Annotated in this window: 26 protein-coding genes; 16 read left to right on the top strand and 10 right to left on the bottom strand. The window is 71.3% G+C overall.

What is annotated here, in order from left to right; translation table 11 throughout:
- Positions 1–69 precede the first annotated feature (69 nt).
- Entirely contained in the window at positions 70–723 is a 654-nt protein-coding gene (locus ACWGL3_RS19105) for a TetR/AcrR family transcriptional regulator (RefSeq protein ID WP_267944764.1), read from the bottom strand.
- 148 nt (positions 724–871) lie between these two features.
- Between ACWGL3_RS19105 and ACWGL3_RS19100 the strand changes: the two genes are divergently transcribed.
- On the top strand, positions 872–1630 hold the full coding sequence (locus tag ACWGL3_RS19100) for an SDR family NAD(P)-dependent oxidoreductase (RefSeq protein ID WP_267944763.1): 759 nt from the start codon (positions 872–874) through the stop codon (positions 1628–1630).
- A 235-nt stretch (positions 1631–1865) separates the two neighbouring features.
- On the opposite strand, the gene ACWGL3_RS19095 is transcribed toward ACWGL3_RS19100, so the two are convergent.
- Together ACWGL3_RS19095 and map are read right to left on the bottom strand one after the other, a co-directional pair.
- The gene (locus ACWGL3_RS19095; RefSeq protein WP_267944762.1) at positions 1866–3146 is read right to left on the bottom strand and encodes a hemolysin family protein; all 1281 of its coding nucleotides are present in this window, start codon (positions 3144–3146) and stop codon (positions 1866–1868) included.
- Positions 3147–3357: 211 nt separating this feature from the next.
- Positions 3358–4134: a type I methionyl aminopeptidase gene (gene map, locus ACWGL3_RS19090; RefSeq protein ID WP_267944761.1), complete on the bottom strand. Its 777-nt coding sequence runs from the start codon at positions 4132–4134 to the stop codon at positions 3358–3360.
- 201 nt (positions 4135–4335) lie between these two features.
- On the opposite strand from map, the gene ACWGL3_RS19085 reads away from it, so the two are divergent.
- Together ACWGL3_RS19085 and ACWGL3_RS19080 are read left to right on the top strand one after the other, a co-directional pair.
- The gene (locus ACWGL3_RS19085) at positions 4336–4902 is read left to right on the top strand and encodes a hypothetical protein (protein WP_267944760.1); all 567 of its coding nucleotides are present in this window, start codon (positions 4336–4338) and stop codon (positions 4900–4902) included.
- Positions 4903–5050: 148 nt separating this feature from the next.
- The gene (locus ACWGL3_RS19080) at positions 5051–6466 is read left to right on the top strand and encodes a DUF6177 family protein (RefSeq protein ID WP_267944759.1); all 1416 of its coding nucleotides are present in this window, start codon (positions 5051–5053) and stop codon (positions 6464–6466) included.
- A gap of 52 nt (positions 6467–6518) precedes the next feature.
- Here ACWGL3_RS19080 and ACWGL3_RS19075 read toward each other — a convergent pair whose 3' ends face one another.
- Genes ACWGL3_RS19075 through ACWGL3_RS19065 form a run of 3 tightly spaced genes read right to left on the bottom strand, consistent with a single transcriptional unit; the run spans position 6519 to position 7784 of the window.
- A complete protein-coding gene (locus ACWGL3_RS19075; protein ID WP_267944758.1) occupies positions 6519–6962 on the bottom strand; it encodes a hypothetical protein in 444 nt (147 codons plus the stop codon).
- A complete protein-coding gene (locus ACWGL3_RS19070; protein ID WP_267944757.1) occupies positions 6949–7368 on the bottom strand; it encodes an SAM-dependent methyltransferase in 420 nt (139 codons plus the stop codon). Before ACWGL3_RS19070 ends, ACWGL3_RS19075 begins: the two co-directional genes overlap by 14 nt.
- A gap of 17 nt (positions 7369–7385) precedes the next feature.
- Complete coding sequence (locus ACWGL3_RS19065; RefSeq protein ID WP_267944756.1) at positions 7386–7784, bottom strand: hypothetical protein; 399 nt, start codon at positions 7782–7784, stop codon at positions 7386–7388.
- Between the two features lie 570 nt (positions 7785–8354).
- Between ACWGL3_RS19065 and ACWGL3_RS19060 the strand changes: the two genes are divergently transcribed.
- The 6 genes from ACWGL3_RS19060 (at position 8355) to ACWGL3_RS19035 (ending at position 14792) form a co-directional block, all read left to right on the top strand.
- Complete coding sequence (locus ACWGL3_RS19060) at positions 8355–8717, top strand: SdpI family protein (protein WP_267944755.1); 363 nt, start codon at positions 8355–8357, stop codon at positions 8715–8717.
- Between the two features lie 40 nt (positions 8718–8757).
- On the top strand, positions 8758–9366 hold the full coding sequence (locus ACWGL3_RS19055) for a dihydrofolate reductase family protein (protein WP_267944754.1): 609 nt from the start codon (positions 8758–8760) through the stop codon (positions 9364–9366).
- Between the two features lie 183 nt (positions 9367–9549).
- Positions 9550–10155 (top strand): hypothetical protein, encoded by a 606-nt coding sequence (locus ACWGL3_RS19050; protein WP_378554782.1) that lies wholly within the window; start codon positions 9550–9552, stop codon positions 10153–10155.
- 416 nt (positions 10156–10571) lie between these two features.
- Positions 10572–11966 (top strand): SWIM zinc finger family protein, encoded by a 1395-nt coding sequence (locus ACWGL3_RS19045; RefSeq protein WP_452461621.1) that lies wholly within the window; start codon positions 10572–10574, stop codon positions 11964–11966.
- Complete coding sequence (locus ACWGL3_RS19040) at positions 11963–14581, top strand: DUF7824 domain-containing protein (RefSeq protein WP_452461620.1); 2619 nt, start codon at positions 11963–11965, stop codon at positions 14579–14581. The genes ACWGL3_RS19045 and ACWGL3_RS19040 overlap by 4 nt, the downstream gene beginning before the upstream one ends.
- 37 nt (positions 14582–14618) lie before the next feature.
- Positions 14619–14792, top strand: a complete 174-nt coding sequence (locus tag ACWGL3_RS19035) for a hypothetical protein (protein ID WP_452461619.1) — start codon at positions 14619–14621, stop codon at positions 14790–14792.
- Positions 14793–15005: 213 nt separating this feature from the next.
- On the opposite strand, the gene ACWGL3_RS19030 is transcribed toward ACWGL3_RS19035, so the two are convergent.
- A complete protein-coding gene (locus ACWGL3_RS19030; RefSeq protein WP_452461618.1) occupies positions 15006–15602 on the bottom strand; it encodes a TetR/AcrR family transcriptional regulator in 597 nt (198 codons plus the stop codon).
- Between the two features lie 159 nt (positions 15603–15761).
- On the opposite strand from ACWGL3_RS19030, the gene ACWGL3_RS19025 reads away from it, so the two are divergent.
- The 5 genes from ACWGL3_RS19025 to ACWGL3_RS19005 all read left to right on the top strand — a co-directional run bounded on the left by ACWGL3_RS19025 (position 15762) and on the right by ACWGL3_RS19005 (position 21026).
- Positions 15762–16619 (top strand): NmrA family NAD(P)-binding protein, encoded by an 858-nt coding sequence (locus ACWGL3_RS19025; RefSeq protein ID WP_267944749.1) that lies wholly within the window; start codon positions 15762–15764, stop codon positions 16617–16619.
- A gap of 522 nt (positions 16620–17141) precedes the next feature.
- Positions 17142–17468 carry a cell envelope biogenesis protein TolA gene (locus ACWGL3_RS19020; protein WP_452461617.1) on the top strand — a complete coding sequence of 109 codons (327 nt, stop codon included), beginning with the start codon at positions 17142–17144 and terminating at the stop codon, positions 17466–17468.
- A complete protein-coding gene (locus ACWGL3_RS19015) occupies positions 17465–17836 on the top strand; it encodes a DUF6507 family protein (protein ID WP_267944747.1) in 372 nt (123 codons plus the stop codon). Before ACWGL3_RS19020 ends, ACWGL3_RS19015 begins: the two co-directional genes overlap by 4 nt.
- A complete protein-coding gene (locus ACWGL3_RS19010; protein ID WP_452461616.1) occupies positions 17833–20175 on the top strand; it encodes a hypothetical protein in 2343 nt (780 codons plus the stop codon). Before ACWGL3_RS19015 ends, ACWGL3_RS19010 begins: the two co-directional genes overlap by 4 nt.
- Complete coding sequence (locus ACWGL3_RS19005; RefSeq protein ID WP_452461615.1) at positions 20172–21026, top strand: hypothetical protein; 855 nt, start codon at positions 20172–20174, stop codon at positions 21024–21026. The genes ACWGL3_RS19010 and ACWGL3_RS19005 overlap by 4 nt, the downstream gene beginning before the upstream one ends.
- Positions 21027–21244: 218 nt before the next feature.
- On the opposite strand, the gene ACWGL3_RS19000 is transcribed toward ACWGL3_RS19005, so the two are convergent.
- From ACWGL3_RS19000 to ACWGL3_RS18990, 3 genes are all read right to left on the bottom strand, one after another.
- Entirely contained in the window at positions 21245–22147 is a 903-nt protein-coding gene (locus ACWGL3_RS19000) for a DUF1963 domain-containing protein (RefSeq protein ID WP_452461613.1), read from the bottom strand.
- A 139-nt stretch (positions 22148–22286) separates the two neighbouring features.
- A complete protein-coding gene (locus tag ACWGL3_RS18995; RefSeq protein ID WP_452461612.1) occupies positions 22287–23018 on the bottom strand; it encodes an alpha/beta fold hydrolase in 732 nt (243 codons plus the stop codon).
- A 295-nt stretch (positions 23019–23313) separates the two neighbouring features.
- Entirely contained in the window at positions 23314–24117 is an 804-nt protein-coding gene (locus ACWGL3_RS18990; RefSeq protein ID WP_452461611.1) for a hypothetical protein, read from the bottom strand.
- A gap of 266 nt (positions 24118–24383) precedes the next feature.
- Between ACWGL3_RS18990 and ACWGL3_RS18985 the strand changes: the two genes are divergently transcribed.
- The gene (locus ACWGL3_RS18985) at positions 24384–24695 is read left to right on the top strand and encodes an ArsR/SmtB family transcription factor (RefSeq protein WP_267950409.1); all 312 of its coding nucleotides are present in this window, start codon (positions 24384–24386) and stop codon (positions 24693–24695) included.
- The gene (locus tag ACWGL3_RS18980) at positions 24692–25084 is read left to right on the top strand and encodes a VOC family protein (RefSeq protein ID WP_267944740.1); all 393 of its coding nucleotides are present in this window, start codon (positions 24692–24694) and stop codon (positions 25082–25084) included. The genes ACWGL3_RS18985 and ACWGL3_RS18980 overlap by 4 nt, the downstream gene beginning before the upstream one ends.
- Positions 25085–25125 lie beyond the last annotated feature (41 nt).

The following is a 25125-nucleotide window of genomic DNA, read 5'->3' as shown; positions in this document are numbered from 1 at the left end:
GTCCCGTCCAGTGCGTGCAGCAGGGCGAGCAGCGCGCCCTGCCGCCGGTAGAACTCCCGCGCGCCGGTGTCAACGTTCCGGCTTCGGGTCGGGTCGGCGGCCCGGTGTGTGTCTGGCGAGCATGGTCTGGACGGCCTGTTCGACGGCGTCGTGGATGTCGGAGGTTGCGGGGTTCCAGTCGGTCAGCAGCATGCGGGGCCACAGGACGTAGTTGGCGATCATGCCGAGGAACTGGTTCGCGGCGCTCACCGCGTCCGGGACATCGGCGTTGCCCGCCTCGTGCTCGGCTTCCAAGTAGTGCTGGACGGAGGTGAAGTAGGGCAGTTTGCCGAGCTGGAACTGCATCCGTCCCAGTTCGGGGAAGCGGGGCAGTTCGGCGATGACGATCCGGAACAGGGCTGTCATGCCGGGTCGGCCGACCAGGTCGGCATAGCGGTGGCCGATGGTCGCCAGTCCGGAGCGCAGGTCTCCGGTCTGCGGCCGCGCGGCGGCGTCGCCGGCGTCACGCTGCCAGGACTCGGTGACGATGGCCTCGAAGAGGGCCGCCTTGGTGGGGAACCGCTTGAACAGGGTGGACTTCGAGACCCCGGCCGCTTCGGCCACCCGGGCCAGCGAGGTGCCGTCGTAGCCGCGATCCAGGAACAGCTCTGTGGCCGCGGTGATGATCGCCTCGCGTTTTCGCTGAGCGAGCCTGCGGTGGTGTGCGGAGAGTTCTGCTGCCATGCGGACAGTATGCCGCAGACCCGAGGCGAGTCACTTGACTCGCCACTCGGCCCTGTCTACGATGCGAGAGCAAGGCGAGTCGAGTGACTCGCATCTTATCTGTGGCGCCCGGGTGAACCCCGGTGGCCGCGCAGTGGAGGAACAGTTCATGACGATCGACAAGATCGCTCTGGTGACCGGTGCGAATCGCGGCCTCGGACGCGGCGCGGCCACCGCTCTGGCCAGCCGCGGGGTTCGGGTCCTGGTCACCCACCGCGGTGATGCGGCCGGGGCCGAGAAGACGGTGGAACAGGTGCGGGCGGTGGGCGGGACCGCCGCTGTTCTCCGGCTCGACATCAGCGACGTCTCCTCCTTCGCGTCCTTCACCTGCGAACTGGGCGAGCAGCTGGAGCGCTGGGGTGCTTCGCGGCTCGACATCTTGGTCAACAACGCGGGCGTGGGGATCTTCGGACCGTTGGAGGACGTCACTGTCGACGACTTCGACACGGTGATGGGCACCAACGTCCGGGGCACGTTCTTCCTCGTCCAGTCACTCGTGCCGCTGCTTGCCCAGGGCGGCCGCGTCATCAACGTCTCGACGTCACTGACCCGCCACACCAGTCCCGCCACCTCGGTCTACTCGGCCTCGAAGGCCGCCGTCGAAGCCCTGAGCCGCACCCTCGCCGCAGAACTCGGCCCGCGCGGCATCCGGGTCAACTCCATCGCCCCGGGGCCGACCGCCACCGATTTCAACGGTGGAGCGATGCGGGACGACGCCGAGATGCGCCGGGGTCTGGCCGGACGGACCGCGCTCGGCCGCGTCGGCGAACCCGAGGAGATCGGCGACGCCATCGCCGCGCTGGCCTCCGAGGGCCTGCGCTGGGTCACCGCCCAGCGCATCGAGGTCTCCGGCGGCGCCCTCCTCTGAGCGACCGGGCGACGGCCTGGAAAGACGCAGGCAACGGGCCCCGGCTCACTCCCGGCCGGGTACGACAAGACCGCCGCCTCCTGCGAAGCGGCGGTCCCTCCCGCCCCGTTCCTGCCCTGGGCGAGACCTGTTCCAAGATGCACCCAAGGTGCACCGGCCCTGGGGACGGGGCGGCCAGGTGGCCTGTGCCGCACGTGCAGCCCGGCCGCCCGCCACGGGCGGCCGGGCGTGCGGGTCAGGAGGGCTCGGCGGTCGCGGTGCGCCGCACCTTCACGGCGGTGACGGTGCGCCCGCTGGTCTCGGCGACCTCGGCCTCCCAGTCGCCGAAGGAGACCTTCTCCCCGGGAGTCCTGGGGATGTGGCCCAGGATCGCGATGAGCAGCCCGGCGACGGTGACGTAGTCGCCCTCGGGGGGATCGTTCAGCGGCAGGTCCAGGTCGGACAGGTCGTGCACCGGGTAGGTGCCCGGCAGCGTCATGGTGCCGTCGTCGTTGGAGACCACGGTGCGGATGTCGGAGTCGGTCTCGTCGTAGATCTCCCCGACGATCTCCTCCAGCAGGTCCTCCAGGCTGACGATGCCGTCGATGCCGCCCATCTCGTCGACCACCACGGCCAGCTGCTGGTGTTCGGCGGTCATCCGGCGCAGGGCCAGGGAGACCACCAGGGAGTCGGGCAGCAGCATCGGCTCCCGCGCCAGCTCACCGGCCGCGCCCTCCCCGCGGACCAGGTCGGACCAGTGCACGACGCCGAGCACCTCGTCGAGGTCGTCGTCGGCGACGACGGGGGCGCGGGAGTGGCCGTGCTCGGCGAGCATGAGGGCGGCCTCCCCGGCCGGGGTGCGGGCCGGGATGGTGAAGACCTCGCCCCGCGGGACGACGACCTGGCGCAGCCGCCGGTCGTCGATCTCGAAGGCACCCGAGATGATGGTGCGCTGCTCGGCGGTCATGCCGCGCTGGGTGGCGAGCATCTCGCGCAGCTCCTCCTCGCCGATCTCCTCCTTGGCGGCGGTGGGGTCACCGCCGGTCAGGCGCACGACCAGGTTGGTGGAGGCGCTCAGCAGCCACACCACGGGACGCGAGAGCGCGGCCAGCAGGTCCAGGGGGCGCGAGACCACCAGGGCCCAGGTCTCGGCGCGCTGCATGGCGATGCGCTTGGGCGCGAGCTCGCCGAAGACCAGGGTGACGAAGGTCAGGACGATGGTGACCAGGACGACCGAGACCGGCGCGGCCGCGGAGCCGAGGAAGCCGAGCGGTTCGACCAGGGGCTGGGCCAGGGCCACGGCCGCGGTGGCCGAGGCCAGGAAGCCGGCCAGGGTGATGCCGATCTGGATGGTGGCGAGGAAACGGTTGGGGTCCTTGGCCAGGCGGGCCACGGCCCTGCCGCCGGGCCCCCGCTCCGCCAGCTGCTTGATCTGTCCTTCGCGCAGGGTGATCAGGGCGATCTCGCTGCCGGCGAAGAGGGCGTTGACCACGACGAGGACCAGGACGAGGCCGATTTGAACCCCGTAGCTCTCCATAACTGCTGTCGTCTCCGATGCTGCTGGTGAAATGTGTGGTTCCTGCCCGGTTCCGGGCCGCACAAGCCTCCCACAAACAGCAGTCGGCCCAGAAGGACCGCCGCGAACCTCCGGAGACGGGGCGGGCGGGGGCGTGACGCCCCGTCCGCCCCCACACCCCAGCGCGCCCCCGCCCCACGGCGCGTCGACGCACCGCGGGGCGACCTCGCGGTTACGCCGGCTTCGGCAGGGTGAGGATCTCGGCCCCGTCCTCGGTGACGGCGATGGTGTGCTCGCTGTGCGCGGTCCGGCAGCCCGTCTCGCTGCGCAGCGTCCACCCGTCGTCGTCGGTGACGAGCCGGGCGGTGTCCGCCATGACCCACGGCTCCAGCGCGAGCAGCAGTCCGGGGCGCAGCTTGTACCCGCGGCCGGGCCGCCCGGTGTTGGGGACGTGCGGGTCCTGGTGCATCGTCGAGCCGATGCCGTGGCCCCCGAACTCGGTGTTGATCGGGTACCCCGCCCCGCGCAGCACCTTGCCGATGGCGTGGGAGATGTCGCCGATGCGGGCCCCGGGCCCGGCGGCGGCGATGCCCGCGGCCAGTGCGCGTTCGGTCGCCTCGATCAGCGCGACGCTCTCCGGCGGCCGGGAGCCGCCCACGACGAAGCTGATGGCGGAGTCCGCGGCGACCCCTCCCAGGGAGACGGCGAGGTCGAGCGTCAGCAGGTCGCCGTCGGCGAGCGCGTAGTCGTGCGGGAGGCCGTGGAGCACCGCGTCGTTGACGGCGGTGCAGATGTAGTGGCCGAACGGTCCGCGTCCGAAGGACGGCGCGTAGTCGACGTAGCAGGACTGCGCGCCGGCCTCGGTGATCATCTCCTGGGCCCACCGGTCGATCTCCAGGAGGTTCGTGCCCACCGTGCTGCGGTCCCTCACCGTCCGCAGGATGTGGCCGACCAGGGCCCCTGTCTCTCTGGCCTGGGGCAGCTTGTCAGGGTCCAGGATCTCGATCATGCGGCGCCTTCCTCATGCAACCAATAACTATACCGTCCGTACTATACCGACTTCGGGGGCCGAACGAGGCCAGGCCGTTCCGCACACCCGCGGACAACGGCTGCGGGGAGGACGGCCACAGGATCCGGCGCCGGGAGCGGGGCTTGGTTCCGAAGCTCCTCACCCCCGGCAGCGGCCGGAAAGTGTCCCATACTGGTGCGCATGAAGGATTCATCCTCCCCCCGCCCCCTCGGCCCGCTCCGGGCCGTCGCGTTGGCTGCCGCGGTCCTGGTGGCCGGCGCCTGCTCTCCCCCCGCCCCCCAGGACGAACCGGGTCCCGCCGCCTCCGGCGAGCCGGCGTCCTCCGCCGACGCCGGTGAATCCTCCCGGGTCACCAGCCTGAACGCCGACTTCACCACGCAGGCCCAGCTCGTCGAAGGGCTCACCGCGGCCGTGCGGAACGTCGAGCGCACCCCGGACTCCAGGGGCGCCCCCTCCCTGGCATTCGACCTCACACTCACCAACGCCACGGGCCAACCCTTCGACGCCACCGGCGTCGCCGTGTTCGTCTTCCACGGCCCCGACAGCAAGGAGGCGTTGCCGGCCATCCTGGAGGTCGACGAGAGCGGCAACGGCACCCTGGCCCACTTCGACGCACCGATCCCCGACGGGCAGGAGGCGACCGTCACCTACGGGTTCGGCGTGTACCCCGACCACGAACAGGTGCTGATAGAGATCGTCCCCGAGGGTTCCGAAGGGTTGTACTTCAGCGGCACCGTCCCCACCTGAGAAAGTCCGCGGGGGACGCCGGTCCGCGCTCACGCGCCTGCGACGGCCGAACGGCGCCGTGGCCGGACCCCTGTGCGAGGGGAGGGACCGCCTCGGCCCTCCCCGGCGGGTCCGGCATTCTCCCGCACACCCCCGGCAAGGAGAACTGTTGAGTTACGACGTGGTGGCCCTGGTCGCGGAGAGGCCCGACGAGCCGGCGATCATCAACGCCCTTCGAGGCGTCGACCCGGAACTGCGGCTGCACCGGCACAAGGACACCGGCGTCCTGCAGATCCGCGACGGCGACGGCCGACTGCTGGCCACCCTCGAACCCGGGCAGCGGGTCGAGGCCGCGGGCGAGGTCGAGCGCCTGCTCGGCGCGGAGGTCGTGGCGGGTCTGCCCGACCGGTTCTGGTGGACGGAGGCCCGCGCTCGCCCCGACGAGCAGGGCCGCGAGGTGGCACACCGGCTCGCCGACCGGCTCGCCCTCACCCTCGGGGGAGCGGTGTGGACCTCGGGAGCGGCAGACTTCGGCCTGTGGGAGGAGTCCGAGCACCCGGCGGCCGAGCGCGCCGCGGCCAGGGCGGTCCTGGTCGCCCAGGACCGGGACGTGGTGCCCTTCTCCTCCTGGCTCAGCGACGCGGTGGCCACCCACGCCGGCCGCAAGACGCTCCAGGTGCTCACCCCGCCCACCGCACGGCTCACCTACGGCGTGCGCACCTTCCTCGCCGGGCCGCTGGGCCGCTGGGTCGTGCGCGGCCAGGACGGCGGCCACTACGACGGCCTCACCGGACTCGCCGTGCACTGGGACCACACCTACGGGTTCCTCGCCGACAAGGAGCCCTCCGGGCCGAACTGGGCGGCGAGGGAACCCGGCGCCGCGCCGGAGCCCGGGTTCCTCGTCGGCTTCGCCGAAGGCGCCGGGACACAGGTGGTCGTGGACGTGTCCGCCCTCCACCCGGGCCCCGCCGCCCCGCGCCCGGGCCGCGCCGCGGAGATCGTCGCCGAGCACCTGGCCGGGCACGCCCCGGCGGCCTGGGGCCCCCACGAGCCCGCGCTCCGGGAGTGGGACCGCGAGCGCATCGCCCGCTTCGCGGCCGAGCGCGGCCCCAGGGCGTCGATCCTCTACCTCGCCGGGCCGCTCGGCCGGGGGCAGCCGCTCGCCGGGCAGATCAGCCTCACCCACCGGGGCGGCCGCCTCCTGGAACGGGTCTCGATCGTGGCCGGGTTCGAGGAACGGGAGAGCGTCCCCTTCGGCGCGCTCCCGGACCTGGTGCGGGCCCTTGCAGCGGAAGGACTCCTGGAGAACCTGCGGGTACGCCATGTGCCGGGGCACAGCGACACCACCTGCGGACCCGTGTGGGCCGGACCCCCGACCCCGGTCGGAGTGGCCATCGGCCCCGACCGCCTGCGCGCGATCGGCCTCGGCCGCGCCCAGGCCGGACCCGTCAGGGGCACGCTCGTGGGGGAGGGCGAGGACCGGGCGCTCTGGTACCCCGTGGTGCAAGACGCCGCATCGCCCCTGAAGGGCCTGTGGCTCATGCAGCGCCAGACCGACTACCTCGCCTCGGCCTCCCCGGGGTGAGGGGCGGGCCGGAGCCGCCGCCGACAGCCGCCAAGACGGGTGGCGGCGCCACTCACGGGCTGCGCCGAGCGGGCGGCGGACACGGGTGCGGAGGACATGCCCCGTGCGGGGCCCGGCCGGTGTGACGCCCGGGTCCCGCACGGGAAGCCGGGATCAGCGCTCCATCAGGGCGAAGACCCCCCCAACCGAGGTACTCACGCGTGGCGCGCGCATAGCGGGCGGGCTCCGCGTCGAGCTCCTTCCGCACCTCGGGGGCCAGCTCGTCGTCCGGGTTCCGGTCGAGCCAACGGCGCAGGTTGAGCCACTGCGCCGCGGCGTACCGGTCCCAGCTGTCCTGGTCGGCCAGCACCATCTCCACGACGTCGTACCCCAGACCCTGGAACTGCCCGATCAGCTCCGGCAGCGACAGGAAATCGTCGATGCCGGCGGCGTTGCAGGCCCTGGCGGTCTCCTCGTCCGGAGGGGTCCGCCGCCAGTACGGCTCACCGATCAACATCAGGCCCCCCGGGGCGCAGGCTGCGGCCGAGCAGCTCGGCCGTCCCGGCGACGCCGTCACCGATCCAGGTGGCGCCGACACAGGCGGCCAGGTCGACCGGCTCGTCCGCGACATGGCCGGAGGCGTCGCCGTGGACGAACTCGACGCGGTCGTCGACGCCGAGCTCGACGGCGCGGGCCCGGGCCTGAGCGGTGAAGGCTGTGCTGATGTCGACGCCCGTGCCCGTGAAGCCCAGGTCGCGTGCCCAGGTGCACAGCATCTCGCCCGAGCCGCTGGCCAGGTCGAGCACCCGCGTCCCGGGGGCCAGGTGGAGCGCCTGACCCAGGGCGGCGAACTTGGCCGGGGTCAGCGGGTTGTGGATGCGGTGGCTGCTCTCGCGGATGGTGAAGATACGGGGAAGGTCCATGACCTGATTCCTTTCCGTCATGCCTTGAAGTTCGGGGACTGCTTGATGGCGCGTCGCAGGCGCGCGCCCTGCTTGGCCTGCCGGTTCATCTCGGCGCGCAGCCGCGCGTCGGTGCGGGAGGCGGCATGGGCGTTCTCGCGAAGCAGCCGGTGACAGCTGTCGGGGCGCCGCCCGGTGAGCCGGCCGTCCTCGACGGCGGCAGTCGGGGGGACGAGCACCGCGCGGGCGGGCCCGGTCTCGGCGACGACGTCGCACAGGCCGCGTGCGGTCCGCACCACGCGGCCCGGGACCGGTCCGCCGGCCCGCGACGGGGAGAAGGAGCGCTCGCGCTCCGCCTCCCAGCCGTAGTCGGCCGGTGTCAGGACGCGCTCGGGCGAAGGGGGAGCAGAGCGGTGTGAAGCGTGTTGACGAAACACAGTGGAGACCCTTGGAAAGGGGCCCCGCCGGACGGCAGGCGTGCCGGAACCACCCCTACGGGGGAGGAAGGCAGGCGAAGGTCAGGACGAGGCCCGGGAAGTGAGGATGGTCCGGGCACCGCGCACAGCGGTGGTCTCCACGACAGTCATCAACTCACCTCCTTCGGTCTCCGCAAGCGAACAGGTCGTCGCTGCGCCAGAAACTGTAGCATCCGATTCGACGAGCCCGGAGGGGAGTTCCGTCACCGGTTCCGGTACGTGCCCGCGAAGACCCGTACCCGGTGGAGCGTCCACCGGTTCCGTCGTCCCGCACCGGCCTGTACGGCGGCCGGGCCACGGGAGCTCGTCGGACAGGTCTCCCCTTCTCGGCGGCGAGGGCCCGGCGTTTCTCGGCGTCGTCGGCGGAGGCGCCCACGAACGCCCCGGGCCCTCGTCGCCGCGGCACAGGAGAACGCCGTCGAGGTCGCGGCGTCGTCGCGGGGTGTTCGCGCGGTGGGCGCGGGGCGGTGAGACGGTGGTTGACGTCCATGGGCCCCGTGCCCGGGGCCGTGAACGAAAGGGAGGGTGTCGGTGGAAGAGGCGCTGGGACTGGTGTCGATCCTGTGCGGGGTGGTGGGGATCTCCGCGGCCTGCATCGCGGTGACCCGTTCGGGTTCCGACGGCCGACTGCCGCGTGACGGGGCGGTCGGGATCCGTACACGGCACACCACGGCCTCCGAGGCGGCATGGCGGGCCGGTCACACCGCGGCCCTGCCCCTGGTGGCCACGACCGCCTGGGTCGCCGCCGCCACCGCCGTGCTCGCGGTCCCGGCCCAGCTCTGGTTCGGTGGAGGATGGGGCGTCGTCGCGGGGCTGTGCGGCATGGCCTGCGAGGTCATCGTGCTCGTGCGTGCGACGATGACGGCCGATCGGGCCGCCCGGAGAGCCTCCTGACGCAACGCCCGACACAGCAGCCCCACCGAGAGGACTTCCGATGCGCAGCGTGATCTCTTCGATGGGCGTCTCACTCGACGGCTACATCGTCGGGCCGGACGGCGGCTTCGCCTGGACGGAGCCCGGTGACGAGGTCTTCCGCTTCGTCACCGACGAGACACGCGGGATCGGCGTCTACCTGTTGGGGCGGCGGCTCTACGAGACGATGCTGTACTGGGAGACCGCCGACCGGGATCCATCGCTCGACGCTCCGACGCTCGAGTGGACCGAGCTCTGGACGTCCCTCCCCAAGGTGGTCTTCTCCACCACGCTGTCGGCGGTACAGGGCCGTGCCCGCCTGGCCTCCGGCGGTCTGGCGGAGGAGGTCGAGCGGTGGCGGGCCGAGCCTGGAGAGGGCGACATCGCGATCGGCGGCGCGACGCTCGCGGCCGAGGCGGCCGAACTGGGTCTGATCGACGAGTACCGGGCCAGGGTCCACCCGGTGCTGGTCGGCGGCGGGATCCCCTTCTTCCCCCGACGCGAGCGCCGGGTGGATCTCGAACTCGTCGAGAACCGCACCTTCGATTCGGGGGTCGTGTACGTCCGCTACCGCGTGGTGCGTCAGCGCCACCACGGGGCCCCCTCGTCCGGTCAGCGGGCAGACGTGTAGAGGCCGCGGTCCCTCCGCGAGCGGCGCGGCGTGCGCCCGGCCACCCGGCGCACCCGCACCGCGATGGAGCACGACCGCCGGGGTCCGGAGCCGGGCACCTGTCGGACAGAACGGCGCGGAACCAACTCCTGAGCCACAGCGTCACAAGCCTTTGATGAGAACTGAAGAGAAGGCGGTGGCCCCGTGAGCCACATGCAGGACGCACTCGTGCTGACCCCGAGCCGTCGCAGGGTCTGGACCAGGCTGGCCGTCGCCGCGGTGCCCCTCGTGACGGCGACCATCGGCATCTGGGTGAAGGCCGGGCCCGTGGCCGGCCTCATCGCGGGCGCCCTGTTCGCCGTGATGGTCGTGCTGCTCCTGCTGCACACGCGCCGCTCCAGCATCGTCCTGACCCCGTACGAGTTCATCGAGAAGGGGCTGGGCTTCCAGCGGCGCCGTCCCAGGGGCCGCATCGCCCGCCTGGTCCGCGCGAACGTCGTCGTGCCCCGCTCGGGTGCCAACGAGACCCTGTACGTGCTCGACGCCGACAACGACGTGGTGATCAGGCTGTACGGCGCGAACTACACGTCCCAGGACATGGACCGCCTGGTGGAGGCGCTCGCCGTGCCGTGCGAGGGCCCCGACCGGCCGGTCACCTACGCCGAACTGGCCAGGACCCACCCGCACGTCCTGTCGTGGGTCGAGCGGCACCCCGTTCTGATGACCCTGACGATCCTCGGCGTCCTGCTCCTGCTCGTCGCGGTGTTCGTCCTGTCCATGCTCCTGCTGGATATGACGGGGTACGTGTAGGACCGGTCCGGGAAGGGCGCGCGACCAGAAGGCCGGCCGGGGCCGCGGGGCAGGGCGCCCCCGGCGGTCACGCACGGGAATCGAGACGGTGGGAGCGCGGAGGCCTCGGCCCCTGCTCCTTCCCGGCCCCTCTCGTCCGCCTCCCCGGTCGGGGAGCGCCCCGACCGACGGCGGTGCGGGGGCGGCGGGGCGCTACGGCCGCCCGCCCAGCCCCGCCTAGCACCGCGCCGCTCAGCTCCTGCCCGACCGGGACGGCCGGTAGGTCGACTCCCGCGGGAGTCGGCGACGATCAGGGTGAACGCCCGGGCGATCCTGTCGGCGAGGTCGCCGTCGGCGGGGCGCAGCACGGCGGGAGGCCCTGTCGACGGGAGGGACGGGGGCGCCCTTTGTCACTGGGGCTCAGTAGCGTCGCGCCCATGTCGCACACCGCGTACACCTACGCCTATCTGCGGCCCTCCGCGGTGCACAGCACCGCGACGGGGGACACGCTCAGCCTCCAGACCTCCGGGGGGACCACCCCAGCGGGACGGGCCGGCCGCCCGCGGTTCTTCGCAGGCTTCCTGACGAACCCCCAGGTCGCCGCGGCCGGTCTGCTGAGCGTCGCCGACACCGCCGCCGCCCGCTACCACCGGCCGCAGAACAGGGCGTCGCTCGACCCGGTGGTCACCGGGAACGGCGACCGGCTCCGGTTCGAGTCGTTCTCCGGCTGCTGCGGGGTGTACGCACGGCTCGACCTGCTGGACGAGGCCCTCGACGGCGACGACATCAGGCACGGCACGACCAACGTCGACGTCAACGCCCCCCTTGCCGACGCCCTGGGCCGCGTCGGACCGGGCGACCCGCTGCACCTGGAGGTCGGCCCCGACGAGCTGGCCGTCACCACCTTCGACGGGCCGGTGGTGGAGAAGAAGGTGCCGCTGCCCGACCGCTGGCTGCGCGGCTTCGCCGAAACACAGGTCATCGCCTCGGGGTTCGACCTACGCGCCGAACTCGCCGCCGCCGACGCCGTCCGCTTCCTCCGGTCGCTGCCCCGCCCCAACGCCGCCCGGGGCGCGTCGCGCGGGGCCCTCTGGGCGGTGCCGTCCGGCCGCACGCTGCGCACCACCGCGCGCGCGGTCCCCGGGGCCGTGTGTCTCGCGGGCCCGGAACGGCTCGCCCCGCTGACGCGCGTGCTGCGCCACGCCACGGGACTGCGCATCCACGGCCCCCGCGTCGCTGCCGGAAGCGCCCCCGTGGCGAGCGCGTGGGAGGTCCTCCTCCCCGGGATGCGCCTCACCCTCACCCTGTCCCCGGACACCGCACGCGGGTTCTCCGGTGAGGGCGGTGTCCTCGACGCCCTGGCGGCGGAGGATTCGACCGACGACGCCGACCTGGTGTCGGTTCTGCTCGCCTGGGAACCCACCGTCGACGTCGGAGACCTGGCCGCGCAGTCAGGACTCACCCCCGAGCGTGTACGGGCGGCGCTCACCCGCCTGGGCACGGCCGGACGCATCGGCTACGACGTGTCGGAGGCGGCGTACTTCCACCGCGAACTGCCCTACGAGACCGGGCGGGCCGAGCGCCACAACCCCCGGCTGAGGGCCGCCCGGGCCCTGGTCGAGGCGGGCTCGGTCCGCTTCGACGGTGACGAGCCCGCCACGGTCACCGTCGACGGCCGCGTCCACCGGGTCCGGTCCGCGCAGGGGCGCCTGACGTGCACCTGCCAGTGGTGGGCCGAGTACCGCGGAGGACGCGGCCCGTGCAAGCACGTCCTCGCCGTCCGCATCGCCCGCCCCCTCACCCCTGCCGACCACCCACCGGAGCCCCGATGACCGACCGCCCCGCCTACGACATCCCCGACACCGCCACCCCGGGCGTGCGAGCCGTGCTGCACGCCGTACGCGAGGGCCGCGGGGAAGACGTCTGCCGACTGCTCGCACCTCTCGCCGACGCCGAGCGCCGCACATGCCTGCCGGTGCTCAAGACCTGGCGCAGGTCGGTGCGCAACAACTGGGGGCCCGAGCACCTGGCGGTGCGCACGGCTCTGTTCTACGCCGGCGCGGGATGCTCCACCGGTACGGCCGACGCGGCGCAATGGATCGCGAGCCCCGATCTGCGCTGGGGCGACCACGACACAGCGCTGGTCGTCTCCGTGGTCGCCCATCGCGGACCGGAGTGGCTGGCCAAGGTCGTCCACCGGCTGGCGGAACGCCGCACCGTGGCCGAGGAGGAGTATCCCCTGATCGCCCTGCTGGCACGGGCCGCGGGTTGCGAGCTTCCCGCGACCGACGGCGTCGTCCTGGGCTGGGAGCAGAGCATCGGCGGCTGGGGCCGCTCGATCGAGGACGACCTGCGCAAGGACCCGTGGCTGACCGTCATGGTCCCGCGGCTGTTCGAGGTGCCCGGGACCGGATCGAGCTTCCAGTACTCCTGGCCGAACGATGCGGGCTGGCCGAACGCACTGGCCCGGCTCGCCGGGGAAGGACTGCTCGACCGGGCGATGCTGCTCGACGGCTGCCTGTCGCGGCTGCTGCGCGAGCCCCGGACCGGCACGGTGCGGGGCTTCCTCGCCCTGTTGACCGCGCTGGACCCGACCGAGGACGAGCACGCGGCACGCCTCCTCACGTGGGTACGGATACTGCCCGACGCGCACCCGCAGGCGGCGGCGCGCGCCCAGCAGGCACTGGCCGTGCTGGACGAGGCGGGCCGACTGGACGACGAGCACCTGATCGAGGCATCGCTGGCCGCCCTGGTCCGTCCCGAGAAGAAGATCGTGCGGACCCAGCTGACCCTCCTCGACAAGGCGATCAAGCGCGACCGGTCACGCGCCGACGTCCTGCTCCCCGTCGTCGCCGAGGCGTTCGGCCAGGAGGAGCACAGCCTCCAGGAGCGCGCCCTGGCCCTGGCCGTGCGCCACAGCCGGCACGCGGACGCCGCCGTGCTCGCCGGGCTGGCCGCAGACTCCGGCAGGCTCGCCCTGGATCTGCGCCGACGGGCCGCGGACGCGTTCGGCGACGCCGTTCCCGCGGAGGCTCCGGCGGAGAGCGGGGATGCCCCGCTGCCGCCCGCACCGGAGCCCGAGCGGCTGGCGCCGCCCGCGCCCACCGCCGAGCTCGCCGAGGACGTGGCGGCGCTGCTGCACGGCAACGGCACCCCGGCCCAGGAGGAGCGTGCGCTGAACGCACTCGTGGTGCACGCCCGCGCCGATGCGGACGGCCTGCGCGCGGCCCTCGAACCGGTCGCGGCACGCCACCGCGAACGCGTGCCGTACGTGAACGCCTCCAACGGTCTGTGGTTCGTCGTCCACACCGCCGTGTACGGTCTCCCGCCGCGGAACCTGGACTACATCCGCTCTCTGGTCGAGGGACACCAGTGCCCGCACCAGGCGACCGGATCCATCCGCTTCCTGCGCGCGGACGAGGTCGCCGTACGGCTGCACCGCGACCCCCCGCCGGGCCTGCTGGCCACGCCCACCTGGTCGACGGGGACGATCGACCCCGCGGACCTGGCGGCGCGGATCGCCGCCTACGAGCGCTCCGGCGCCGAACCCGGGCCGGTCGACCTCCAGCAGGCGCTGCTGCGTCTGGACCGCGACGTCTCGCCGGAGGCGCACACGGCCGCCGGGCGCCTCACGTCCCCGGCGGGGCGTCGGCTCGCGTCCTGGCTCGCCTCGGGCGGACTGCCCGATCCCGTCCTCACCCGCACCGCCGAACCGCTGCGCCTGCGCTCGCCCCGCCCCGGCGTACTGGTCCGTACCGCGGCCCTCCCCGGGCACGCCGAATGGCCCGAGCCGTTCCAGTCCCTGCTCGCCGGGCACGACCCCGTCGGCAGCCCGTGCAGCTGCCACGGCGGAGGGGAGTGCTCCGCTGAGGCGCTGGCGATCCTGCCTCAGCACCGGGAGGTCATCGCGGGGCGCATGCTGGTGTCCGTCGCGATCCTCGCCGAGTACGACCGACTCGACGAGCACGCGCCGGTGCTGCCCGCCCTCGCGGAGTCGGGCGGCCCGGCCGGGCCCGCGACCCACCTCATCATGGCCTACGGTCTGGGAGCCCGCCGCCCGGAGTCGCAGATGCACGCCGTGGACGCGATCCTCACCCTGGCCGCCCGCGGCCAACTGGACACGCAGCGCCTGGGCGAGGACGTCGGCGAACTCACCGTCCTGCGCCGGCTCAAGGCGCAGCGCTACGCGAAGGTCCTGCGTGAGGTTTCCCGCGGCGGGGGGCACGACCTGGTGTGGTCCCTCCTGTCGGCGTCCCTGCCCGTCCTGCTGCGCGGTGCCCCGCCGTCCGGCCTGGCGGCCGTGATCACCCTGGCGGCGGACTGCGCGGAGCTCTCCGGGGCCAAGGGCCCCGAGATACCGTGTATCACCGAACTGGCGTCCCGCCCGGGGTCATCGCAGCTGGTCAAACAGGCCCGGCGCATCCGTGACATGATCACGGCACCGTAGCGCGTGTTCGGGCGGGGGTGGCGGGACCGAAGGCGGTTTGCCCAGCGGGCCCGTCACCTACGCCGAGCCGGCCAGGACCCGTCCACACGTCCTGTCGTGGGTCGAGCGGCACCCCGCTCTGCCGGCCCGGGTGGTCGTCGGCGTCCTGCTCCTGTTCCTCGCGTTGTTCGTCCTGGTCATGCTCCTGCTGGACGTGACGGGGTACGTGTAGGACCCGCCCCGCGGGGGTGGGGGACCGCAGCCCCTGCGGGTCCGTGGGGGAACACCCGCCGGCCGGGCCCACCGGGCGCACCCGGCTCCGGGGCCGGTGCCGAGAGGAACCTCTGCCCCCGCGTGTTCCTTCCCGGCCGACCGCCGGGTCGCGCCCTGCCCACCCGGACCGGGAGGCCCGGTGGACACGCACAGACCCCTGCGCACCCCTTCATCAGCAGGAAGGATCCTGTCGCCCGCGGATTCCGTCGAGGAGGAAGGCGGTGCGGCGGTCGTACGCGTCCCGGGGCGGGCGGGCGCCGTGTTTGAGCGCGAGTGCGTTGTCGACGACGAGCGCGTGGAGGTCGTCCGGCGTGAACTCGGGCCTCAGGGTTCCGGAGGCGTGACCCGCGGCGACGAGTTCGCCGTTGATCTCGCCCGCGGCCCGGCAGATGTCCATGAGCTGCTGTGAATGGGGAAATTCCTGCAGCAGGACGTCGTTGGCGGTGGGCTGGCGGTACTGCAGGTCCCGGATCGCGGTGATGTAGTACGCGACCCTCTCCCCGGCGCCGTCGAGGGCCCGTGTCCGGTCGATGGCGGCGTAGAGCTCGTTCGCGACGACTTCTTCGATGACGGCCTCGATGAGTCCGACCCGGCCGCCGAACCGGTTGAAGATCGTGGCCTTGCTCACCCCGGCCGCCCTGGCCACCTCCTCCAAAGGCACGCTCAGTCCCCGCCCCTGGAAGACGCCGATCGCGGCGCGGCGGATCTGCTCCGCGTTGCGCCGGGCGTCGGCGCGCAGCCGGGGCCTCGCGGGTGTCGCACCGGTCATGGTCCCTGCCGTTCCTCGCTGACGCCACCGTAAGTTGACTCTTGGGGTCAGTTTATCTACGGTCGACGGCGGACGCGAAACTGACCGCGCTGGTCAACTTATGCGGAAGTCCGCCACCGGGCCGGACACCAGCGCTGACACCCAGGGAAGGCCACGAACATGATCGTCGTCACCGGTGCCACCGGCACCCTCAACGGAGCCACGGTCGAGCACCTCCTCAAGCGCCTGCCGGCCGACAGGATCGGCGTCAGCGCGCGCGACGTCGCCAAGGCCCAGCACTTCGCCGACCGCGGCGTGCGCGTACGGCAGGGCTCCTACGAGGATCCGGCCGCTCTGCGCGACTCCTTCGCCGGCGCCGACCAGGTGCTCCTGGTGTCCGGGAACGACCCGGCGGCCGACATGGTGGGTCTGCACCGCAACGCGATCGAGGCGGCCGTCGAGGTCGGCGCCCGGAGGATCCTGTACACGAGCCAGCAAGGCGTTGCGACCGACGGCCCGTACCCTCCGGCGGCCATTCACGCCGCCACCGAGACGATCCTCGCCGATGCGGGGGTCGCATGGACCTCCCTGCGCTACGGCTTCTTCTCCCACAGCTTCGCCCCCCTGCTCGGGCCGTGGCGGGAGACCGGGGTGATCGCTGCACCGGCCGACGGACCCGTCCCGTGGACCGCCCCCGCCGACCTGTCCGAGGCCACGGCGGCCCTCCTCTCCGGTGAGCGCTCCTTCGACGGAGCCGTCACCCTGATCGCCGGTGAGGCCGTCACCCTCGACGACTTCGCCGGGATCGCCTCCGAACTCAGCGGCCGCTCCGTCGAGCGTGTCGTCGTCGACGACGAACAGTGGGTGACCGACCAGACGGCGGACGGTGTTCCGGAGCAGGCGGCCCGCTTCATGCTCACCATGTTCCGTGCGACCCGTGAGGGCTACTTCGCGCAACAGGACCCGCTGCTGGCCGAACTCCTGGGCCGTGAACCCCGCGGCGTCGCCGACCGGCTCGCCGAGCAGATCGGGGCCTGAAGGGCTCGGAGCGGGGCCGAGGAGGACGTCGTGGACCGGGCTCCCCGGCCGCCGGCCGCGGGCGACCGGGGAGCCCGTGTCCGCCGGAGCGCCGGACCACGTCGTCGAGCGCGCAGGTGCTCCGGCGTGCCCGGTGCGGAGCCGGTCCATCGGTCCGAGGTCCCTTCGCGGTGCCACTGCGTCACGGGACAGCCGTGCCCCGAGACGGTTCTTTGACATCCGAGGTCGCGCACAGGCCCTTTCCCGTGCAGCGGCTCCGTCCTCGACGAGCGGTGCGACCCGGGGCAGTGGCGAGAGGGCTCGTCTTCGCCAAATATCAACAAGAGTGACTCAAGACACCCTCTTGGTTCATGTGGTGACAATGCAGAACATCCGGCCTGCTCAGGTCGATTCCGGTGGCCGTGGGGACGGCGTTCGAGGTGGAACAAAGCCCCTGAGGAAAGTCACTGCATGTAGGCATACTGCAACTGCAAACCCTCAAAGGCAGGTGCAGCACTGACAAAGAGGAGAAAAGCCGGGCGAATGAAGTTCGAGCTGGTAGACCCCCCAGAGCAACCCCCCACCCCCGGAGAACTCCCCGGCCCCTCCGCCGCGAGCCAGGACCGGCAGGAACAGGCCGCGTCCTCCTCGGCCCCCGAGCACCCCGACGCCCTCCTCCCACCGGTCAGGGAACGCATGAACACCGCGGTCGAAGGCGTCCGCGCCTCGCTCGGCCGGCTCAGGGCCCGCGTCGCGGACAAGAGCATGGCCGAGGCCGCACGTGCTGCTGCCCAGGTTCGCGACGCCGACGCCGGTGCCGACTTCCACCCGCACCGGTTCACCGCCCGCACACAGGCGGGTGAGCGATGAGCCGGTGGGACATCGACGTCCACGGTGTGGCGCTGACGCTCACCGACTTCAGCACCCAGCTGGGCCTGGACGGTGAGGGCTTCTCCGCCACCATCGACACCACCGCCGACGGCATCGACATGGCCCTGACCAACGCCAAGAGCCCCCCGGTCGAAGCGGCCCTGGGCGGGTTCCTCGGCCACTTCACGACCCAGACCAACGCCATGTTCACCCGCAGCCTCTCCTGCCTGCAGGGCGCCAACGACGCGACCCTCGCCTACGACCAGGGACAGGAGGAGATGGCCGCCGAAGCCCAGAGCCAGGCCGGCACCGGCTTCAACCTCGACCTGGGACCCGACGCCCCCGCCACCCCCGGAGGACCGCGGTGACCTTCGAGCCCACCCAGCCCCAGGACGGGGTGGACCCGAACATGTTCACCCTCATCGACCCCGAGGCCATCCCCTACCCCCTGACCGACGTCTGGTCGCTCAACTACGCCGCCGAGACACTGCGCACCGGCGGGGAGAACCTCCTCGGCGGCGCCGAGGACATGCACTCCACCTGGGCAGGACTGCAGGCCCACTACGTCGCGCCGGAGAGCGAGACGCTCTTCGCCGCCATGGACCCGGTGGTGACCCGGGGCGAGGACATCCAGAGCGACCTGGCCACCGTCGCCGACGCCCTGGAGGAACTGGCCGAGGCCGCCTCGACGGCGCGTTCTTCGCTCAACACCCTCAGGATCGAGGCGCAGTCGTTCTGGAACAAGCACCACGACAAGAAGGTGTGGTGGCTGGACAAGGACGACGAGACCGACGAGTGGGCCCTCCAGGAGAACATCCGGCTCAAGGACGGCGTCAACACGGCCTGGGCTGCGTTCAACGAGGCCGAGAACGCCTGCGCCACACGGATCTCCGCCCTCTTCGGCGGACCCTCCTACGCCTCGCCCGACCAGGCGGCCGGGGACGACGTGCTCGTCTACGGGCTGCCCACCGACGCGGGTGAGCGCGAGGCCCCGGGGTTCGACGAGACCTTCATGGACCCGGCCAACGACTTCACCGCGTGGTTGGGCACCGAGTTCCACCCCTCCATGGCGAGCTTCTCCAACAGCACCGACCAGGCCGCCTGGGACATCCTCGTGGTCGACGGACTGTGGGGGTCTGCGGTGGGGCTGGCCTCGCTGTCCGGCCTGTGGCACCCCCAGGGCGGATGGCAGATCACCCCCAGCGGGCGCTGGGAGAACGCCAAGAACACCGTCAAGGACGGATGGATGGACGCGATGACCTTCATCGGCGTCCACGACGAACAGGGATGGGTGGCCGATGGCGCCGAGGGCACCAGGTGGGACCGCTGGACCACCAACATCGGCGCCAGCTGGGACCAAGCGGTGGAGGGGCACACGGCCTGGTCCAGGCGTGAGGAGGACCCGGAGTACACCGGTTCCACCAGCGTCCTCAACACCGCGCTGATGACCGTGGGCATCCCGCTCAAGATCGGCACGACCGTGCTGACGCTCGGGCCGGGCGGAGAGGCGATCACCCCCTCCAACCGGGACGGCTCCTACTCCGACGGCAACGGCCAGTCCTCCCAGACCGGCGGGCGCCTCCCGGTGGGCCCGAGCAGCCCGCTGCCCCAGCGCCTGGAAGAAGGAAGCACGCCGATCGGCGAACGCTTCCGGCACGACCTCACCCTGCTCCGCGAATCGCTCCTGGACCCCGACCAGTACCGCAACACGCCCCCATCCCGGCCGGATGCGCCCTCCCCGTCCCCGAACCGGCCCGTGGTCGGCGACGGCGGCGACCAGCCCTCCCCGACCGCACACCAGCGCGGCGACACCCCGCAGGGTCAGGGAGAGGGCCCTTCGCCCGACCGCCCCCGTGCTGAGGCCCCGGACGCTCCGAGAAGGCCCGCCCAGGAGTCCGAAGCCCCCGCGCCGACCACCCGCCCGGACACCGAGGGACAGCGCGGCGACAACGCCGAGCAACGAGCCGAGGACGATCCCGAACGGCGTCCTACGAGTCGTACGGACGATGACGGGACTGACGGTCAGGGCGACGACCGCCCCGTGCGGCGTGACGACGCTCCGAGTGAAGAACCCGCACGTCCGGAAACCGCCACCGGCGGTGGTGAGGGCGGCGGAGACCAGCCGCCCCGGGACCGCACCGCCACCGGTGGGGATGATGGCGGTGTTGATCGCAGTGGCGACTCTGATAATCAGTCAAGCGAACCGAGAGATGAAGGTTCGACAAGACATCAAGGAGAGCAAAGCGATCCGACAAGGTCAGGTCGAAGAGAATGGACAGCCTCGTCCGATATTGAAGGACCAGCGAGAGATAAGGTACTGAGGGAGCCTCACCCGAGGCACACCATGGGTGGTGTAAAGCATGGTCAGGTGAAGGCTGAAAATAGTCTCGTACTCCCAGATACTGTTAGCGCGATGAGGATCGATATTGGTGAGATTGCTTCTGGGGGGGCTGAATTTGACGCTAAAACTCAACAGTACCAGGTGAACGGGCGAACGTATGGAATCGAGCCTTCTGGTACGGTTTTCCCCATATCTGGACCTGGTATTGTGCAGCTAGATAGAATTGCATATGGTGCACTGAAGCACATCGCTCGTGCGGGCGGTGACATGAGTAAGTTGCAGAGGATGTTCGATAACGATCCAAAGTTTAGAGACAATCCAGATTCGGTCACCCTTGCAAGAAAGATATACGAGGAGTATGGATGATGTACAACCTTCTTCTGGCTGGGATTTTTGACCCGGTTGGATTGCGTGAGGGTTTGGCCAAGGTGTTTGATCTCCCTGTTTTTCGCATTGATGTGGTGGATGAGGAAGAGGTTGAAACTCGTAACTGGGATGCCTGGGTGTCTGCCGAGTTCTCGATGGAGAGTGGGGATGTGTTCTATTCTCTGGGCGTCTATGCAACTGAGGATGTAAAAGAAAAGCCAAGCGAGGAGGAGCTTTCTCTAAGGCTGTCTGGTTTTCTGAATACTGTCATTCTGTTCCCTGCAGAGGAAAAGTACCCCAGTCTCTGGAGGGTTGCGACGCCTAGAGATGAAGTCGCATATGCTCGCCTTCGAGAGCCGGAGGATGATGCTGAAGTTTTCAGGATTACAGATGTTGAAATCCCTGTTCCCGAACTTCCCGAAGCAAGTATTTCGAGGTTTCCGGAAGTTATCAAGGTACTCCAGCTTCCGACGCCGATAGTTGACTCCTATATTCCCCGCGAAGCGGAGGGCAGGCTTTGGGAGATTCGTGGTCTCGCTGTGAATTGGGAGCGCCTTACGGTGCGCATGGCGACTGGGTGGCCACCGAGTGCATGGTATCCGGCCTCCATGTATGAGGAAGACCTTCGATTCAGGGATAAAGTGCGAAAACTTGCGCAGAATATATCTGATGATGATCGCGGGTTGGTTCTTGAAATGTTGGACGAAGTGGATGGTGTATACCGTGGAATGACCGTCGAGGATGGAGGTCGGGCCCTTGTTGAAGCGTGTCATCTGTCTCTAGGTGATTTCGTGGGTCGCCCTTGGTACTGGTTGCGCCGGCCATGTGAACTACCTTGGAATGCTGAATAAATTACCCGTTGCCCGGTCTGGTGATTGATTGGCTCTTCTGGCTTCCACCGCCATCGCGGGGGCGGGGGGATGGCCGACACCGCTTCCCGTGAACGCCGCTCCCTGGGCTACCGGCTGACGGGTGAGCGATGTGGCGAGCGCTCTTCTCTTGCCCCTGGGGAGGAGAAAACCCTGGGGTGCGGGTCTTTGGCGGCAACAGGTTCGGGGAGCTTGCCTGCTCAGGAACAGTCGAACCAGTGGGCCACGGGACGTTCCGGACACGACCGGCATTCGAAGACGTACACACCGCCGGCGTCTCCCAGCATCAGTCCGGCGGGGTTCTGCGCCGCGCGGGCCCGCTCCGAACTCCACGGCTCCTCGGCACCGACGGACTCCCGGTCTTCGACCGGGAGCCAGGTGCACCAGGTCGCCCCGTCGTACTCCCAACTGGACACGGTGAGGAGGTGGTCCATCCGCCGCTCGCACCAACCGCACTCCGGCCACACCGGTTCCTGGGTCCAGCCGGGATACCCTCCCAGTTTGATGCCGGGCGCTTCGGCGAGGTGGTACTGGTAGTGCCAACCCGTCTCCCGCTCCAGCCGGTCCAAGCGCGCCCCCAGCATGTCGAAGAGGTCCTTCGGGAGCTCCAGGCCGGGGTACTCCACCACCTGCTCGGGATGGACCGCGCAAGGATCGGGAACGTAGTACTCCGAAGCCTCTGCGTGCGGTGCGGGCGTCTCCCTCACCTCCTTCACGGAGTCCGCGCTGCGCCAGTGCACCTGCGGCAGGGGGCAACGGGGACTGCCGTGGTCGTAGGGGCACCAGAGCACCTGCAGGAGGTCGCATCCCGGCGGGAACGGAAGACCGGGGGCGTCCGTGCGGTGAACCTGCACCACGGGTACGAGGCAGACCTCCCCCTCGTAGGGTGTGTCGCTGTTCCTCTCGTAGTGCTCCGCGTCGCACACGGGCCAGGGCTCGTCGGCCGGCCACAGGAGAGGTCCGCCGACGGAACTGTCGCGGAACGAGGGCCGACCGGCGCGCGGATGGAGCCGTACCGCCTCCCTGCGCAGAGGACGCAGTTCGGGGAAGAGCGCCTCGACGTCCACGGGGCGGGGTGGGGTGCGGCGGGTCACGTGGGTCACTCCCGTGTCGGCCTTGTCGGATGCGGAAACCGTAGTGACCGGGTCCGACAGCCGACCGACCGACGGCTGCGGCGGTCGGCGCCCGGGTCCGGCATCGGAAGACGCGGATCATCCCCGGGCCGTTGATCGCGGGCGGCCCTCAGACGCCGAGCCAGGTGTGCAGGCGGTTCGCCAGCCAGGCGGGGTTCTGCAGCGGGAGGCCGTGTCCGCATCCCTCGACGATCTCCAACTCGCTGTGGGGGAGGGCCCGGCGCAGCGTCTCGGCCGACTTCCTCATGAAAGTGCGCTCCCCGGCCCCGGCGAGAAGGAGCGCCTCACCGGCGAAGGCCGACCACCCCGCGGGCACGGTGAAGCGGATGTTCTCGCTGACGGCCGCGAGCAGCGTACCCCTGGACACCGTCGAGGAGGTGCGGAGGTAGTCGTCGAGGAGCTCTGGCGGGATGAAGAGCTCCTTCGCCTGCAGCCGGGCGAACCTTTCGTGCTTGGCCAGCCCGGCGGTCGCAGCGAGCAGGGCGAGGACCAGGCGCGGGGCCGGTGAGGGGACGGCCTGCGCGCTCACGGCCGCGACCCGGTCGACCAGGTCCGGTCGGCGGGCGGCGAGCAGGACCGCCAACTGCGCGCCGAGGGAGAACCCGACGACCGCGGCGGGCGTCGCCGCCTCCTTCTCGAGCAGCGACTCCAGTTCTGCGACCGCCTGCTCGTGCGACCGGTAGGCCGTGTCGGCGCTGCGGTCGTGTCCGGGAAGATCCGGTACGAGGAGCCGGAGCCCCGGGTCCAGGTGCGCCCTCAGGGGCTCCCACATCCACCCTGCGACGCCGCCGCCGTGCAGGAGCAGCACGGGCCTGTCCTCTACGCGGCCGAATGTCCTCATGTACACGTGCGTTCTCATTCCCGGAGGGCGGAGCGGTCGGGCGCGGGGGGCGATCCGCCGGCTCGAAGGTCGCGGCCATTATCGCGTCGGGGCCGCGCTGCCGGACCAGGACCTGTCCCGAGTTCTGATCACGAGGGGGCGTTCGCCCCTCGAAGGAGTGCCCGGACGACCGGCACGGTCCCGTGGACGTGGTGATGGCCCGGGCCGCCGTCCGCGGGGGCGCCGACGCAGGCACCGCCCGGGCCGCCGTCCGGTCGTGCGCCTTCCGGGGCGGACAGCCGCTCCCGTCGACCCCTCACGCGTGAAGGTCGGCCATGACCAGGTAGGCGTCGCCGGGCAACGCGTCGAGGAGCGCGTTCGTGCGGCGCAGGTACTCGCGCCGTGCCTGCCGCGCTTCGGGGCCGGCACCGGTCCCGGGCAGGTGTTCCACGGCGTACCAGGTTCCGTCCGTGTCGATGAGGGCCCATCCCGGTACCGCGCCCCGACGTGCCTGTTCCACGAACTCCTCCCGGGGTGTGGAGTAGTGCTCGACCGCGCACCCGGCGAAGTGCGTGAGTCCGGCTCCTCTGAGCTCCCGGACGGCGTCCTGGGCGTGGTAGGCCTTCATGGCGGCCGTCCGTTCGGCCTGGGCGGTCCTCCCCGCCGGCGTCCGGACGTGCGCGGCCGTCGCCCCGGGGCGCGTCCGCTCGGCCCTTTCCCCGCCCCGCGGGAGGAACGCGCGGAGCGTCTCGGCGTCGGGGTGGCGCCGGAGTATCCCCGTGGCGCGGTCCCACCTGTCGGCCGCCCTCCCGGCCGCCGCCTCGCGCTGCGCGTCGAGGTCGAGCAGGGATGCGGGCGCCGCCGTCACCATGCGGGGTTCGCCGTCCTCGGCGGGCAGGACCCGGGGGTCGTCGGGGTCCGTGCACAGGAACGCGTTCTCGAACCGGCCTCCGATCATCCACCGGTCCCACCAGCGGCCGGGCGGGTCCGTGTCCTCGCCCGCGTAGTCGGGTTCCCCCAGCAGGGGGAGCAGCTCCCGCAGGAGCACCTCGCCCGGGGCGGCGCCCGCCGAGGTGTCGGGCGGCTTCGGCAGGACCACGACGACCTGGTAGTGGGACACGTTCGCCTCCTGGGGGTTTTCGGTGGGCGGAGCAGGATCGCACGGACCCACGACACGACGGCTTCCCCGACGGTCTCGTGGCCACCGGTCGAGAGCTCCGTTCGCAAGGCGTCCGCGGCGCTGCGGGCGAGGAGCGGTCGTGTCGCCGGCCGACACCGGATCCAGGGCCGCACACGACCACAACCGGGTTGACCTGCGCACTCGGAGGGCAGGCCGATACGGGACACGCCGCCCCGACTCGACAAGCAAGTGGTTACTTGCCTATCATGGTGGCCGTGGCCGACCAACTCTTCAAAGCTCTGGCCGACCCGACTCGCCGCACCATCCTCGACGAGCTCACGGAGAAGTCCGGGCAGACGCTGTTCGAGATCTGCTCGCGGCTGAGCATGAGGCACCGGCTCGGCATCTCGCGCCAGGCGGTCTCCCAGCACCTCGCCGTGCTGGAGTCCGCAGGGCTCGTCGAGACCAGGCGGGAGGGCCGCTACAAGTTCCACGACCTGAACACGGCCCCGCTGCGGCACATCGCCGAGCGGTGGCCCCTGCCAGACGCATCCGGACCGGAGGGGAACACCCCATGAAGATTCACATGACCAGCGTCTTCGTCGACGACCAGGCCCAGGCCGAGCAGTTCTACACCGAGGTCCTCGGCTTCGTGAAGAAGCACGACGTCCCGGTGGGCGAGAGCGACCGGTGGCTGACCGTCGTCTCGCCCGACGAGCCCGACGGCACCGAGCTCCTCCTCGAGCCCGCCGCCCACCCGGCCGCCAGGACCTACCGCGACGCCCTGGTCAAGGACGGCATCCCGCTCGCCCAGTTCGCCGTCCAGGACGTGCAGGCGGAATACCAGCGCCTGCGCGGCCTCGGCGTCCGCTTCACCCAGGATCCCCTGGAGATGGGACCGGTCACCACCGCCGTCCTCGACGACACCTGCGGCAACCTGATCCAGATCGCGACCGTGCCGCAGTAGGCGGCGACCCGCGTGCGCAGGGCCGCGGGCGGCGACCCGCC

The sequence above is a fragment of the Nocardiopsis sp. NPDC055824 genome (genome assembly GCF_053616335.1).
This window is presented reverse-complemented; position numbering and strand designations above follow the sequence as displayed.